The organism is Corallococcus sp. EGB (genome assembly GCF_019968905.1).
In the GTDB taxonomy this organism is placed as follows: domain Bacteria; phylum Myxococcota; class Myxococcia; order Myxococcales; family Myxococcaceae; genus Corallococcus.
This window is the reverse complement of sequence record NZ_CP079946.1, coordinates 3,246,094-3,260,027: the sequence shown is the minus strand read 5'-3', so window position 1 is coordinate 3,260,027 and position 13,934 is coordinate 3,246,094. Positions and strand designations below refer to the sequence as shown.

10 protein-coding genes and 1 tRNA gene are annotated in these 13,934 nt (G+C 70.7%); 4 read left to right on the top strand and 7 right to left on the bottom strand.

Translation table 11 applies throughout. The features are described 5' to 3' along the window. Window positions 1-289 precede the first annotated feature (289 nt). The 5 genes from KYK13_RS13915 to KYK13_RS13895 all read right to left on the bottom strand — a co-directional run bounded on the left by KYK13_RS13915 (window position 290) and on the right by KYK13_RS13895 (window position 6,245). Entirely contained in the window at window positions 290-1,027 is a 738-nt protein-coding gene (locus KYK13_RS13915) for an SDR family oxidoreductase (protein WP_223644873.1), read from the bottom strand. Further along, window positions 1,024-2,388 carry an FAD-binding oxidoreductase gene (locus tag KYK13_RS13910; RefSeq protein ID WP_223644871.1) on the bottom strand — a complete coding sequence of 455 codons (1,365 nt, stop codon included), beginning with the start codon at window positions 2,386-2,388 and terminating at the stop codon, window positions 1,024-1,026. The genes KYK13_RS13915 and KYK13_RS13910 overlap by 4 nt, the downstream gene beginning before the upstream one ends. A gap of 13 nt (window positions 2,389-2,401) precedes the next feature. Then, window positions 2,402-3,850 (bottom strand): UbiA family prenyltransferase, encoded by a 1,449-nt coding sequence (locus KYK13_RS13905; RefSeq protein ID WP_223644869.1) that lies wholly within the window; start codon window positions 3,848-3,850, stop codon window positions 2,402-2,404. 129 nt (window positions 3,851-3,979) lie between these two features. Next, a complete protein-coding gene (locus KYK13_RS13900) occupies window positions 3,980-5,362 on the bottom strand; it encodes a di-heme oxidoredictase family protein (protein WP_223644867.1) in 1,383 nt (460 codons plus the stop codon). Between the two features lie 85 nt (window positions 5,363-5,447). Next, the gene (locus tag KYK13_RS13895) at window positions 5,448-6,245 is read right to left on the bottom strand and encodes a hypothetical protein (RefSeq protein ID WP_223644865.1); all 798 of its coding nucleotides are present in this window, start codon (window positions 6,243-6,245) and stop codon (window positions 5,448-5,450) included. Between the two features lie 303 nt (window positions 6,246-6,548). On the opposite strand from KYK13_RS13895, the gene KYK13_RS13890 reads away from it, so the two are divergent. Together KYK13_RS13890 and KYK13_RS13885 are read left to right on the top strand one after the other, a co-directional pair. Beyond that, window positions 6,549-9,545 carry a DEAD/DEAH box helicase gene (locus KYK13_RS13890; protein ID WP_223644863.1) on the top strand — a complete coding sequence of 999 codons (2,997 nt, stop codon included), beginning with the start codon at window positions 6,549-6,551 and terminating at the stop codon, window positions 9,543-9,545. A 137-nt stretch (window positions 9,546-9,682) separates the two neighbouring features. Then, window positions 9,683-10,657 carry an NADP-dependent oxidoreductase gene (locus KYK13_RS13885; RefSeq protein ID WP_223644861.1) on the top strand — a complete coding sequence of 325 codons (975 nt, stop codon included), beginning with the start codon at window positions 9,683-9,685 and terminating at the stop codon, window positions 10,655-10,657. A 3-nt stretch (window positions 10,658-10,660) separates the two neighbouring features. On the opposite strand, the gene KYK13_RS13880 is transcribed toward KYK13_RS13885, so the two are convergent. Next, window positions 10,661-10,966, bottom strand: coding sequence for a hypothetical protein (locus tag KYK13_RS13880; RefSeq protein ID WP_223644859.1), 306 nt, complete (start codon window positions 10,964-10,966; stop codon window positions 10,661-10,663). Between the two features lie 303 nt (window positions 10,967-11,269). Between KYK13_RS13880 and KYK13_RS39320 the strand changes: the two genes are divergently transcribed. Next, window positions 11,270-11,401 carry a hypothetical protein gene (locus KYK13_RS39320; RefSeq protein ID WP_370645416.1) on the top strand — a complete coding sequence of 44 codons (132 nt, stop codon included), beginning with the start codon at window positions 11,270-11,272 and terminating at the stop codon, window positions 11,399-11,401. 73 nt (window positions 11,402-11,474) lie between these two features. Here the strand turns inward: KYK13_RS39320 and KYK13_RS13875 are convergent. Beyond that, window positions 11,475-11,560: transfer RNA gene (locus KYK13_RS13875), tRNA-Leu, on the bottom strand. 156 nt (window positions 11,561-11,716) lie between these two features. Between KYK13_RS13875 and pabB the strand changes: the two genes are divergently transcribed. Then, complete coding sequence (gene pabB, locus KYK13_RS13870; RefSeq protein ID WP_223644857.1) at window positions 11,717-13,855, top strand: aminodeoxychorismate synthase component I; 2,139 nt, start codon at window positions 11,717-11,719, stop codon at window positions 13,853-13,855. Window positions 13,856-13,934: the final 79 nt, after the last annotated feature.

Sequence of the window (13,934 nt, the reverse complement as noted above, 5' to 3'; positions counted from 1 at the left end):
ACCCCTCCACCACTCCGTGTCTGTCACTCGGGCACGGAGTGGACCCGGGTTGCGGCGCGCGCATGGCACGCGAAGAGAACCATCGCTCTCTCCGAGATGCCGCCCCAAGCCAGCTTCGCAAGCTGCCCCTCCGGGGATGGCTGGGCGCCCATCCGTTCCGGAAGCTCCGGTTCAGGATGCGCCTGGGCTCTCCGAGCCGCCGCCCAGGTGAAGGACACGGAGCGCGAGGAGCGGATGCGTCAGTTCCTCCAGGCGCACGCGCCCCACTCCACCGGCTGCCCTCGAGGGCCTAGAGCTTCAGCCGCTTGAACACCGGCTCCGGGATGCTCCGGATGATGAGCATGATGAGCGCCCAGAAGCCGGGGACGTAGACCTCGTTCTTGCGCCCGTCCGCGGCCTTCAGGAGGCCGCGCGCCACCTGCTCCGGCGACGCGAAGAGCTTGTTCTTCGGCACGTGGGCCGTCATCGGCGTGTCCACGAAGCCGGGCTTCACCGTCACCACCGCCACCCCGGACTTCGCCAGGCGGTTGCGCAGGCCCTGGAGGAACACGCTCAACGCGCCCTTGGATGCGCCGTACACGTAGTTGCTCTGTCGGCCGCGGTCTCCCGCCACCGACGAAATCACCACCAGCGTGCCGGCCTTCTGCGCCTCGAAGCGGTTGGCCAGCTCCGTCAGCAGCGACGCGGCGGAGAGGAAGTTCGTGCGCAGCACCAGCTCCGCCGCCGCCCACGAGCGCTGGCTCTCCTCCTGGTCTCCCAGCACGCCGTGCGCCAGCACCGCCCCGTCCAGTCCGCCCAGGGCCTGCCACGCCCGCTCCACCAGGCTCGCGTGCGCTTCGCAGTCGTTCAAGTCCAGCGCCCGGAACTCCACCTTCTGCGCGCCGCGCGTGGCCGCGTCCCGGGCCACCGCCTCCAGGTTCGCGGCGTTGCGGCCCACCAGGTACAGCGACGTCCCGCGCGCGGCGAGCAGCCGCACCGTGGCCTGGGCAATGGCGCTCGTGGCGCCGAGGATGATGACTTTCTTCATGGGATGGCGACCTGGCGTCCCTCCACCGCGGGCAGGGACAGCGGCGCCGGATTCACCCGGCGCCAGAAGGAGGACGAGAACGCGGGATCGATGTACGCGGAGAACCGCTCGCGGTTCGGGAAGTAGGCCGCGAAGCTCTCCGGGCTCATGCGCGCGTCCTTGGCCGGGTACACCGCCCCGCCTGCCTCGCGCGTCACGCGGTCCAGCGACTCCACCAGCCGCCACGTCTTCTCCCCCTGGTTGGCGAAGTCCAGGGCCAGCGTGTAGCCGGGGCGCGGGAAGGACATCCACCCGGGCGACGGCAGGTCGCCGAACGTCTTGAGCACGGACAGGAAGCTGGGCAGGCCGCCTCTGGCGCTGCGCTCCAGCAGCTCCTTCAGCGCGTCTCGCGCGGTGGCGTGGGGCACCACGCACTGGAACTGGAGGAAGCCCCGGCGGCCGTAGATGCGGTTCCAGCCGTACACACTGTCCAGCGGGTAGAAGAACGGATCGTAGTGCACCAGCCGCGGGGACGGCTTCATCCGCTCCCGGTGGTAGTACAGGAAGTTGAAGGCGGACACCGACAGCCGGTTGAGGCAGAAGCCCGGCAAATCCACGGGCACCGCGAGCCCGCTGCCATGCGACAGGTGGCTCTTCACCAAGGGCAGCCGGTCGAACTGGGTGGGCGCGAAGTTGCCCCGGTAGAACAGGCCGCGCCCCAGCTTGCGCCCGCGCGCCAGGCAGTCCACCCACGACATGGTGAAGTCGTGGTCCGCCTCGGACTCGGCGGACACGCGCATGAAGCCGTCCAGGTTGTCGAACGGGACCGTCTCCTGCACCACGAAGGGGTTGCGGATGGGGGAGAGCTGCACCTCCGCCCAGGTGACGAGCCCCGTGAGCCCCAGGCCGCCAATCGTCGCGCCGAACCAGTCCGGGTTCTCGTCGGGCGAGCACATCCGGCGGCTGCCGTCCGAGCGCACCAGCTCGAACCGGCGCACGTGCCGGCCAAAGGTCCCGGCCCGGTGATGGTTCTTGCCGTGCACGTCGTTGGCGATGGCGCCGCCGACCGTGACGAACTTCGTGCCCGGCGTCACCGGCAGGAACCAGCCGCGCGGCACGGCCAGACGCAAGAGCGTGTCCAGCGACACGCCCGCCTCGCAGCGCACCACGCCCGCCGCGGGGTCGAAGTCGATGAGCCGGTCCAGTCCCTCCGTGAGCAGCACCGTGCCGCCGCCGTTGAGACAGGAGTCCCCGTAGCTGCGGCCCAGGCCATGCGGCAGGACGGAGCCGTCCACGCGGGGCAGCGACTCCGCACGCCACACGAGCGCGCGCGTCTGTTGCTCCACGCGGGGGAAGCGGCCCCAGGAATCCGCCGTGCTCATCGCCAGGCCCCCATCACGTCGCCACCCACAGCACCACCGCGGCGACGGCGCCCACGATGTAGCTGACCCGGTCCCGCAGCGCGAAGACGAGCGGGTCCTCGTTCACGAGTCCCCGGTGCGCCAGCACCCAGATGCGGCCCACCCAGTACAGCATCACCGGGCACAGCAGCCACAGCCGCTCCGGGTGGGCATACAGCGCGGTGACCTCCTTGCTGGTGATGTAGAGGGCCAGCACCAGCACCGACACCTGACCCGCGGCCGTGCCCAGGCTCGCGAGCTGCTCGTAGTCCTGCGCCAGATAGCCGCGCCCGTGAGCGGACGTCTCGTTGGACTGGCGCAGCCGCCGCACCTCGCTCAGCCGCTTGAGCAGGGCCAGCGACAGGAAGAGGAACATGCTGAACATGAGCAGCCAGCTCGACGTGGGCACGCCCACCGCCAGCGCACCTCCGAAGATGCGCACCGTGTAGAGGCCCGCCAGCACCAGCACGTCCAGCATCACCACCTGCTTGAGCCGCAGCGAGTACGCCAGCGTGAGCGCGAAGTACGCGGCCAGGAGCGCGGCGAACGACAGGGGCAGCGTCGCCAGCGCCAGCGCCGCGGCACCGCCCAGCAGCAGCGGCGCCAGCACGACGCCCGCGCGCACCGGCAGGGCCCCGGACGCGAAGGGCCGCCGCGACTTGGACGGGTGCCGCCGGTCCGACGCCAGGTCCAGCAGGTCGTTGATGACGTACACGCTGGACGCGCAGAGGCTGAAGGCGAGGAACGCCAGCACCGCGCGCGGGGCCAGGCCGCCCTGGGTGGCCTTGTGCGCCGCCAGCACGGGAACGAAGACGAGCGCGTTCTTCGCCCACTGGTGCACCCGCAGGGCCTTCACCCACGGGCGCACTCCCCCGGGCGGCGACTCGAAGACGCGATGCACCGGGCGGCCCAGGTCCCGCGCCTGACGCAGCACCCCCGCCGAGGCGTGCACCACGATGATCCGCCGGCACTCGCGCCACAGGACCAGGTCCACCGTGTCGTTGCCCGCGTAGTCGAAGCGGCCCAGCACCTCCCGCAGCCGCGCGAGCTTCCGCGCGCCGGACAGGTTCACCCCGGCTTCACTGGCCACCACGGTGTGGAAGAAGCCCAGGTGCGAGGCCACCGCGTCGGCGATGCTCCGGTCCGCGGCCGTGGCCAGGACGAGCCGCCGCCCGCGGGCGTGCTCCTCGCGCAGGAAGGCCACCACCTCCACGTTGTACGGCAGCGACGCGACGTCCAGCCGAGAGCGGCGGGCCACCTCCGCCTTGAAGAAGGCCTTGCCCTTCAGCACCCACAGCGGCAGCAAGAGCAGCAGCCACGGCGCGTGCTTGAGCAGCACGAGCAGGTTCTCGTGCAGCGTGTCCGTGCGCACCAGGGTCCCGTCCAGGTCGACCGCGAGCGGGACGTCGGGGGCATCATCGGGGATGGAGGCGTGGGGCTGCATGAAGGGGGCCCCCAGGGTAGCCCACGGGCCCGGGCCGTCCACCGTTCCGTGCCCCCCGGCGGTCGAAGCCTCCTCCAGGCGACGGACCTCCTGGCCGCCACCCGGACGGGAGGGCAGCCCTTCCGTGCCTCAGAGTGACTTCAAGAAGGCGAGCAGCGCGGCCCGGTCCTCCTGGGGCAGCCGCACATAGCGCGCCTGCGCCGGGGCCGCCTCCCCGCCGTGCCAGAGGACCGCCTCCTCCAGGGAGCGGGCCCGGCCGTCATGCAGGAAGCGCGTGTGCCGGTTGACGGACTCCACCAGCCCGATGCCCCAGAGGGGCGGCGTGCGCCACTCGCTGCCCGTGGCCAGCCCGTCAGGACGCCCATCCGCCAGGCCCTCGCCCATGTCATGCAACAGCAGGTCCGTGTAGGGGTAGATGACCTGGTGGGAGACCTCGTCGAAGCCCTCCACCGGGCCCGTCTCCTGGGGCGTGTCCACATGGCACGCCGCGCAGCCGATGGCGCGGAACACCGCGTGCCCGCGCTGGACCTCCGGCGCCTCCCAGTCGCGCCGCTTGGGCACGGCGAGCAGGCGCATGTAGATCATCAGCAGGTCCAGGTCGTCCTGTGACACCTCCGGTTCGCCCGGGGCGTCCCGGCCCTGCTCCTGGGGGTAGAGCGTCGTCGTGACGCCCATGTCCGCGACGAGCGCGTGCGCCACCTGCTGGCGCAGCGTGGGCTGGTTGGCCTTCCACCCGAAGCGGCCCAGGCGCGTCTGGCCCGTCTCCACGTCGAGCACCTGGTTGGCCCGGCCGGAGATGCCGTCGTGGTCGCGGTCCTCGGGGTCGGCGCGGGCCAGGATGGCCGCCTCCGGCAGCGCCTCCAGCAGGCCCAGGCCGAAGTTCACGGGAGACACGCGCGCGGAGAACATGGCGCCGTCGCCCAGCGGGCCATGCACCAGCCCCTGGAACTGGTAGCGCGGGCGCACCAGGGAGTACGGCTCGCCGGTGGCGAAGGCGCCGCGCGTCTCCTCGAAGTCGACGCGGACCTGACCTTCGGGGACCTGGCCCTCCACCGCGTGCAGGTCCAGCTGCATGCCGTACAGCGGATGGGGGCCCGAGCCATCGGGCGCGCTCAGCTGGAACGCCAGCGAGACGGGCGCCTCCGTGGGGCTCGAGGGCGGCTGGCCCCGGCCGTCCTTCACGTGGCAGGTCATGCAGCCGGTGGCGCTGAAGAACGGGCCGGCCGCGGGGGTGCGCAGGCGCGGGTCGCTCCAGTCGCGGTCGAAGACGCCCTTGCCCGCGTAGAAGTCCGGCCAGCGCGAGCGCGGCATGTTCATGGGCGAGCGCCCGAACGCGTTGCGGCCGGTGTCCGTCACGGTGGTGGCGCCGCCGGACTGCTCCTCGTGGGGCAGGACGATGGGGGGCAGCGCGCCCAGCACCAGCGGTTCGGGGCGGCGGGCCACGGTGGCCCACGCGGCGCCGATGAGCAGCGCTCCGGCGGAGATGCCAACGAGGGACCAGGGCACGCGCATCGTCACGACTCCTCGGCCAGAAGACATCAAAGACAGACAGACCACCGGGCGGAAGGCGGAGCGCCCCGCCCGGTGGAGGAACCGCCTACTTCTCCTGGCCGAAGGACTCGCCCGTGACGAGGAGGTCCGTGGCGCTGGCGTTCACGTCGATGCCGGAGAAGTGGCGATACGGGTAGTGGCCGTCGCCAATCTCCTCGATGAACTCGGCCGTGTCGCCAACGACCTCCTTGCCGTCCGCCGTCCGCATCGTGAACGTCGCGCCCGGCGAGTTCAGGCGCCAGCCGCACGCGCCGTTGAGGCCGGTGTCGGTGCCGGAGATGGCGCGGTAGGAGAAGAAGTGCCAGTGGATGTTCCACCAGTTGATGAAGGACCACCAGTCGTAGAACGTGATGACGAAGCCCATGGGCTCGTGCGTGGTGTTCACGAGGCGGCCATCGCGGTACACGTTCATCCGGTAGGCACCCTCGGGCGAACCGGTGAAGCCGGGCGTCACCGACACCTGACGGTCCGCGCTGGAGGTGATGCGCAGCGTGCTGACGACCTGATCGCCGTCGCGCGCGGCCAGGGCGATGCCGCCCTTCTGGCTGCCCACGCGGATCTGCGCCTCCTGGGACCAGGTGATGGCGTCATTGAACGTGCTGGAGACGCCGTCCGTCTTGGCGTCCTTCAGCCCCAGGACCTGCACGCCCTTCTCGGAGGCGGCCAGGGACGCATTTCCCTTGGCGCAGGTGGTGATGCCGTCGAACCGCTGCACGCAATCCGCCTTGGCGGACAGCGTCGCGGACTGCGAACCCTCGGGAGACTGCGCGGGCTCACCCTGGCAACCGGCCACCAGGCTCAGGAACGCAGCCGCCAGGAGGCGACTCGTCATCTTCAGGTGCATGTGTGGGACCTCGACTGTGTGGGGGACACTGTCTGCTTCGCTCACAACGGGCGGAGGCGCGGGGAGTCCAGCCAGGGAAAAAGCACCGGACGCGCGTTCCAGGAGGTACGCCATGCACTCGCCACGCCATGCTCCAAGGTTTTGGGTCTTTCCTCGAAGGCCCCAGGCTGGCGGCCCCCCCCGCCCGGACGCCTGTAGCGCCGCCCGTTACAGAAGCGCCAGGGCGTGTATCCCACCGTGTCACATCAACGCGCCGCGTGGCTTGCGCGAGGGCTGGCGCGGGGCTAGGGAATCGCCCCTCGTATGTCGGCGCTCGCGGAACTGCTCGAAGCCATCCGGGAGGAGTCGGGCCCGGCCACGTGGTCCGCCGGACAGGCCCTGTCTCGCGCGGGGGTCGTGTCGGTGCAATCCGTGGACGAGGAAGAGGTCGTCCTGCGGGTCCGCGTCCCCGGCCGTCCCACCCCGGTCACCACCACCCTCTACCCCGAGGATGAAATCTGGGAGTGCGACTGCCGCGGGAAGGTGGACCCCTGCGAGCACGTCATCGCCGCGGCCATCGTCCTGCGCCAGGCGGAGGGGCGGAAGGCCGCGGCGGCGGCAGCCCCGGCCCGTCCAGGCCCCGCCGCAACGGCCTCGCGCCCGGGCACCACGCCGAAGCCGGAGCGGCTGGTGTACCGCTTCAAGCGAGTGGACGGCGGACTTCAGTTGGAGCGGCTGGTGGTCCGGCCGGACAACACCGCGCGGCTGCTGGCCCGGAGCCTCACGTCCCTGCTCCAGAACCCCGTGGAGGCCTCACGCATCCAGGTGGAGCCATGCGACCTGCTCGCGGACAAGCTGCTCGCGCAGCCCACGCGGGGCGCGCTGCCGCAGAGCAAGCTGGACGCGCTGCTGCACGTGCTGGAGAAGTCGCGCACGGTCCTCTTCGACGGGACGTTCGTCCCCGTCTCCAGCGAGCCGCTCCTCCCGCGCGTCACCGTCGAGGACCGGGGCGAGCAGACGGTCCTCAAGGTGGAGCGGGATCCGCGCATCAGTGAACTGGTGAGTCCCGGCGTCGCAATGTGTGCGGGCGCGCTCTGCCGGCTGGGAGAACAATCCCTCACGGGCGCGCGGCTGGAGAACCTGCCCCAGGAGCGCGCCTTCGCCCCGGAGCAACTGGCGGACCTGACGGGCAAGGTGCTGCCGGACTTCGCGCGGCGCATGCCGGTGGACGTGAAGAGCCGGCGGCTGCCCCCCATCGACCGGACGCTCAAGCCGCGCATCTCGCTGGAGCTCGACAAGCTCGACACGGGGCTCTCGGTGCTGCCCACGCTGGTGTACGGCTCTCCGCCCACCGCGCGCATCGACAACGGGAAGCTGGTGTACCTCCAGGGCGCCGCGCCGGTGCGCGACGAGCCCCTGGAGACGAAGCTCATCCACCAACTGCGGGACGAGCTGAACATGGCGCCGGGCCGGCGCGTGACGGTCCACGGCAAGGAGGCCGTGCAGCTCGCGGACAAGCTGCGCAAGTGGCGCGGCGGCCTCACGGGCAACGCGGCGGGCGTGGTCAGCCCCGACGTGAAGCTGCGGCCCATGCTCACGCTGGACGCCGCTGCCACCGAAGCGGGCGTGCCGCGAGTGGGCTTCTCACTCGACTTCCAGGTGGAGGGCCTGGGCCCCGGCGTGACGCGCACCGTGGACGCGGGCGCGGTGATGAAGGCCTGGGAGGAGGGCCTGGGGCTGGTGCCGCTGGAGGGCGGAGGCTGGGCGCCCCTGCCCACGGGCTGGCTGAAGGCCCACGGCCAGCGGGTGGCGGACCTGCTGGCCGCGCGCGAGCGGGACGGACGGCTCGCGAACCACGCCCTCCCCCAGCTCACCGGCCTGTGCGAGGCCCTGGAGCACCCCGCCCCGCCCGTGATGGAGCGGCTCGCGCCCCTGGTGCAGGGCTTCGAGAAGCTGCCCGAGCCCCAGCTCCCCAAGGACCTCACCGCGACGCTGCGCCCGTATCAGCTGCAAGGCGTGAGCTGGCTCACCTTCCTGCGTCAGGCGGGGCTGGGAGGCGTGCTGGCGGATGACATGGGTCTGGGCAAGACGCTGCAGACCATCTGCACGCTGGGCCGGGGAACGCTGGTCGTGGCGCCCACGAGCGTGCTGCCCAACTGGGAGGCGGAGGTGAAGCGCTTCCGCCCGTCGCTGAAGGTGTCCGTCTACCACGGCGTGGGGCGCACGCTGGACGAGTCCGCGGACGTGACGCTCACCACGTACGCGCTCCTGCGCCTGGACGCGGCCATCCTCGCGGCGAGGACATGGGACACGGTGGTGCTGGACGAAGCGCAGGCCATCAAGAACCCGGACAGCCAGGTGGCGCGAGCGGCGTACGAACTGGATGCGGGCTTCCGCATCGCGCTCAGCGGCACGCCCATCGAGAACCGGCTCGAGGAGCTGTGGAGCCTGATGCACTTCACCAACCGGGGCCTGTTGGGTGGGCGCAAGGCCTTCGAGGAGCGCTGGGCCCGGCCGGTGTCGGAGAACCAGAAGGGCGCGGCGGAGGCCCTGCGCGCGCGCATCCGGCCCTTCGTGCTGCGCAGGCTCAAGCGCGACGTGGCGCCGGAGCTGCCGCCGCGCACGGAGGCCGTGCGGCACGTCACGCTCACCGAGCAGGAGCGCGCCGTCTACGACGCGGTCCACGCCGCGACGCGCGAGGAGGTGGTGTCGCAGCTGGAGGAAGGCGGCAGTGTGCTGAAGGCGCTGGAGGCGCTGCTGCGGCTCAGGCAGGCGGCCTGTCATCCGGCGCTGGTGCCGGGGCAGCAGGCGAGGACGTCCTCGAAGGTGCAGGCGTTGGTCGAGGCGCTCGGCACGGCGGTGGCGGACGGGCACAAGGCGCTGGTCTTCTCGCAGTGGACGTCGATGCTGGACCTCATCGAGCCTGCGTTGAAGGAAGCGGACATCGGGTTCATCCGCCTGGACGGAGGCACGGCGAACCGGGGCGCGGTGGCGGCGTCCTTCCAGGACGAGAAGGGAGCCCCCGTGATGCTCATCTCGTTGAAGGCGGGAGCGACGGGGCTCAACCTCACGGCGGCGGACCACGTCTTCCTGGTGGATCCGTGGTGGAACCCGTCGGTGGAGGCGCAGGCGGCGGACCGGGCGCACCGCATCGGGCAGCAGCGGCCGGTGATGGTCTACCGGATGGTGTCGCAGGGCACGGTGGAGGAGAAGATCCTCCTGCTCCAGGAGAAGAAGCGAGCCCTCTTCGAGGCCGCGCTCGGAGGCGCCACGGGAGGCGCCGCGCTCACGCGAGCGGACCTCATGCAGCTGCTGGATTGAGAGGGCATTCCGGAGCGGGGGGGAGGGCGGCAGTCCCCTCCCCCGCCGTGCCTGCGGGGAGGCGGTGACGCTGGACGTCACGTGCGGCATGCGCATCGTCTCGGGGGGACACAGTCCAACCGAGAGGGAGTCACAGCATGCCAGCATCCATTCCCGACAAGATGAGGGCCGCGGCGCTCGACCGCTTCGGAGGTCCAGAGGTCCTGGGCATCCAGACGATTTCTGTTCCCGCCTGCGGTGACGACGAAGTGCTCGTGCGAGTCGCGGCGGCGGGGATCGGCGTCTGGGATTGGATGGAGCGCGAGGGCCAGATGGCCGAGATGCTCCCAGGCGGCCCGAAGTTCCCCTATGTGCCCGGAGCGGATGGAGCGGGAGAGATTGCCGCGGTGGGCAAGAACGTGGTGGACCTGAAGGTGGGCGACAAGATCTACGGCTCCGCCTTCATGAGCTCCAAGGGAGGCTTCTACGCGGAGTACGTCGCGGTGAAGGCGAACCAGGCCGCGAGGATTCCCAAGGGCTTGAAGGTGGAGCAGGCAGCGGCGCTCGCCGCGGATGGCGTGACGGCGATCCAGGGGTTGGACAACCACCTCCAGCTCCAATCCGGGCAACGCCTGCTCATCTTCGGCGCGAACGGCGGCATCGGGCACCTGGCGGTGCAGTTCGCGAAGCGGATGGGAGCGAAGGTGCTGGCGGTGGCGTCCGGCGAGGACGGCGTGGAGCTGGCCCGGAGGATCGGGGCGGACGCGGTGGTGGACGGAAAGAAGGGGGACTTCGAGAAGGTCTGCCGTGAGTTCGCGCCGGATGGCTTCGACGCCGCGCTGGTGTTGGCAGGAGGCGACGCCACGGACAAGGTGCTCCAGCACGTACGCAAGGGAGGCCGCATCGCTTATCCGAACGGGGTGGAGCCGGTGCCCAAGGCCCCCGCGGGCGTCCAGGCGATTGCCTACGACGGTCTCCCCCGTCCCGAAAGCCTGAAGCGCATCAATGAGCTGATTGAAGCCGGGCCCTTCCACCTGGAGATCGGCCGCATCTACGCGCTGGAGGAAGCCGCGAAGGCCCAGCAGGAGGTGCTCAAGCACCACCTGGGCAAGTACGCGATGCGCATCCAGTAACGCTCAATGCGGTTCAGAGTCCGCCGTGGCGGTGTTGAGCATCCGCATCGCCACGGCGCGGCACTCGGAGCAGATGACGCCAGAGCGCTCCCAGTGCACCTGAGCCTCCATTTCCCCCGGGTCCGCGGAGCCTTCATCCAGGCGCCGGATCAGCGCTTCGAGCGCCTCCGCGGGATTCCCCTCCAGGTCATCCGAAGGGTCGAGCAGGTCCTGTTCCCCTTCCAGCACCAGGCTGAAGCGGTAGTACACGGCATGCGCGGCGATGACGCGCCCGCACGTCGCACAGGTCTTCGCTCGCGGTCCTGTCATGGTGACAAGGATAGCGGCGAAACCTTTGAGCCGCTCCAGCCGAAGCCAGACATTCGCCCCGGATAGGGGGTCCGCCTTCCCCCCAACCGCGACGAAAAGAGAGCTTGGGCTATGGGTAAAGACAAAATGCAGGTCCTCATGCCTGTCGCGCTTGTCACGGGATGTGGCAACGATGCCACGGACAACAGCCCGGCCGTGGAGACGGTGCGTGAGCAGCGCATCACCGAGGAGCGCATTCGTCCTTGAGGCAACGGCTAGCGAGGCGGCGGGCCAGAACCGTGAGGCGCTCGTGGACGGGCTCTTCTGCGGTTGCTCGCCCGGTGCGACGAGCAGAGGGGGGACTGGAGCGCCGCGGCGGACCATCTCCGCAGGGCGCGGGCCATCGAACCTCATGACACGCGCACGGAGTCCGCGCTTCAGGCGGTGCTCTCGTGACAATCCACCAGCATCGAGGCCAGAGAGGTCCGTCCATGACGAGCCCCCACTGCGTCTCCGTGCGCGATCAAAATGCACGAGCCGGGGATCGAACCCGGACGACCCTTGCGAGTCAGCGGATTTTAAGTCCGCTGCGTCTGCCAATTCCGCCACTCGTGCGATGGAAGGAAAAGATAGCAGACCCAGCTGCCCAAGCGAGGCACCTGCGCATGCCAGGGCGCCCCCTCTTCCTTGGGCCGCCAACTACGGCTCCCGGGCGACCGTGCTCGCACCAGAGGCGACGCGCCGCGGGCCGCCGAAGGTATGGTGCGCGCCGTGCGGCAGCGGACGCTCATCATCGACAACCACGACTCGTTCACGTTCAACCTCTTCCAGCTGCTGGCGGAGGCCGGAGGGACCGAGCCCCTCGTCGTGCGCAACGACGAGCGGCCGTGGCGGGAGCTGCGCGAGCTCGCGTTCGACAACATCGTCCTTTCCCCGGGGCCGGGCCGTCCCGACCACCCGGCGGACTTCGGCGTCTGCCGCGATGCGCTCCTCGAAGCGGACGTCCCCATCCTGGGCGTATGCCTGGGCCATCAGGGGCTGGGCCACATCCATGGCGCGCGCATCCAGCACGCACCGGAGGTCATGCACGGGCGGCTAAGCCCCGTGCGCCACTCGGGGACGGACCTCTTCCAGGGCCTTCCCCAGGACCTCCCGGTGGTGCGCTACCACTCCCTCTGCCTCGCCCGGCCGCTGCCCGAGGAACTGGTGGAGACCGCCTGGACCCCCGACGGCGTCCTCATGGCCCTGCGCCACGCCACCCTCCCCCGATGGGGCGTCCAGTTCCATCCGGAGTCCATCGCCACCCCGCACGGCCGCCAGCTCCTCGCCAACTTCATCCGGCTGAGCCGCGAGCACTCCGCCCGCCGGCCCGCCCCACGTCCAGAACCACGCCAGGAGAATCCGACCCAACCGCCGTTCCCCTCCCCGGAGGGCTTCCGCGTCCACCACCGGAAGCTGCGGCTCGAAGCCAATCCAGAGCACGCCTTCGTCGCCCTCTTCAAAGAAAGCGACCCGGTCTTCTGGCTGGACAGCAGCCGCGTTGAAGCCGGCCTGTCCCGCTTCTCCTTCATGGGCGACGCGACCGGTCCCCACAGCGCCGTCATCCACTACCGGGTGAATCCGCGCCGGCTCACCGTGAGCCGGCGCCAGGGAACGCAAGAGCATTCCAGCGAGCTGTTCGGGTTCCTCCAGCAGGAACTCGCGCGGTTGCGAGCACCGTCCTCGGGCCTGCCCTTCGACTTCCAGGGCGGTTTCGTGGGCTACCTCGGCTACGAACTGAAGCACGACTGCGGCTCGAGCGCCCCGCATCCCTCACCGGATCCAGATGCCAGCCTCATCCTCGCGGACCGGGTGCTGGCCTGGGACCACCTGGAGGGCACGGTGTACCTCGTGGCGCTCGCCCCCGAACACGAAGCCGCGCAGGTCCGGGCCTGGTTCGACGCCACCGAGTCCCGCCTCCGCGCCCTGCCCCCACTGCCGCCCCTGGAGCCGGGCACCACAGCCCCCTTCCCCGTCCACCTCGCCCGAGACCGCGCGACCTACCTGGCCGACATCCAGCGCTGCCTGGAGCAGCTCCATGAAGGCGAGACGTACGAGGTCTGCCTCACCAACAAGCTCCGCGCCCGGACACATGTCGCCCCCCTGGACCTGTACCGGAGCCTGCGCCAGCTGAACCCGGCACCCTACGCCGCCTACCTCCGGCTGGGCCCCCTGGGCATCGCCTGCTCCTCCCCCGAGCGCTTCCTCCGAGTGGACGCCGAACGCTGGGTCGAGTCGAAGCCCATCAAGGGCACCCTGCGCCGCGGCGCCACGCCCGACGAGGACGAGCAACTGCGCCAGCAGCTGGGCTTGCAGGAGAAGGACCGGGCGGAGAACCTGATGATCGTGGACCTCGTGCGCAACGACCTCGGGCGGGTGTGCGAGGTGGGCTCGGTCCACGTCCCCCGCCTCATGCACGTGGAGTCGTACGCCACGGTGCACCAGTTGGTGAGCACCATCCGGGGCCACCTGCGCGAAGGGCGCACCGCCGTGGACGCCGTGCGAGCCGCGTTCCCGGGAGGCTCCATGACGGGAGCCCCCAAGGAGCGCACGATGGAGCTCATCGACCGGCTGGAGGGCGAGGCCCGGGGCGTCTATTCCGGCGCCATCGGGTACTTCTCCGCCACCGGCCCTGCGGACCTGAACATCGTCATCCGCACGGCGGTGGTCCGTCCCGGCGAGGTGAGCATCGGCGCGGGGGGGGCCATCGTGGCGCTCTCGGACCCGGCAGCCGAGTTGGACGAGATGCTCCTCAAGTCGCGAGTCGTGCTGAAGGCGCTGAGTACGGCGCTCGGAGCCCCGGACGGGCTGCCCGAGCCGGGCGGGGATGCCAGGGCCGCCTCCGGGCCCTGGGCGGGCGTGACGGGCTGAGCCCGGGAGGGGGAGGGTCTCCCGGGGCGGAGGCGTCCCGGCTGGCGGGGAAAGCCCCTCGATTCCTCCACTGCTGGAC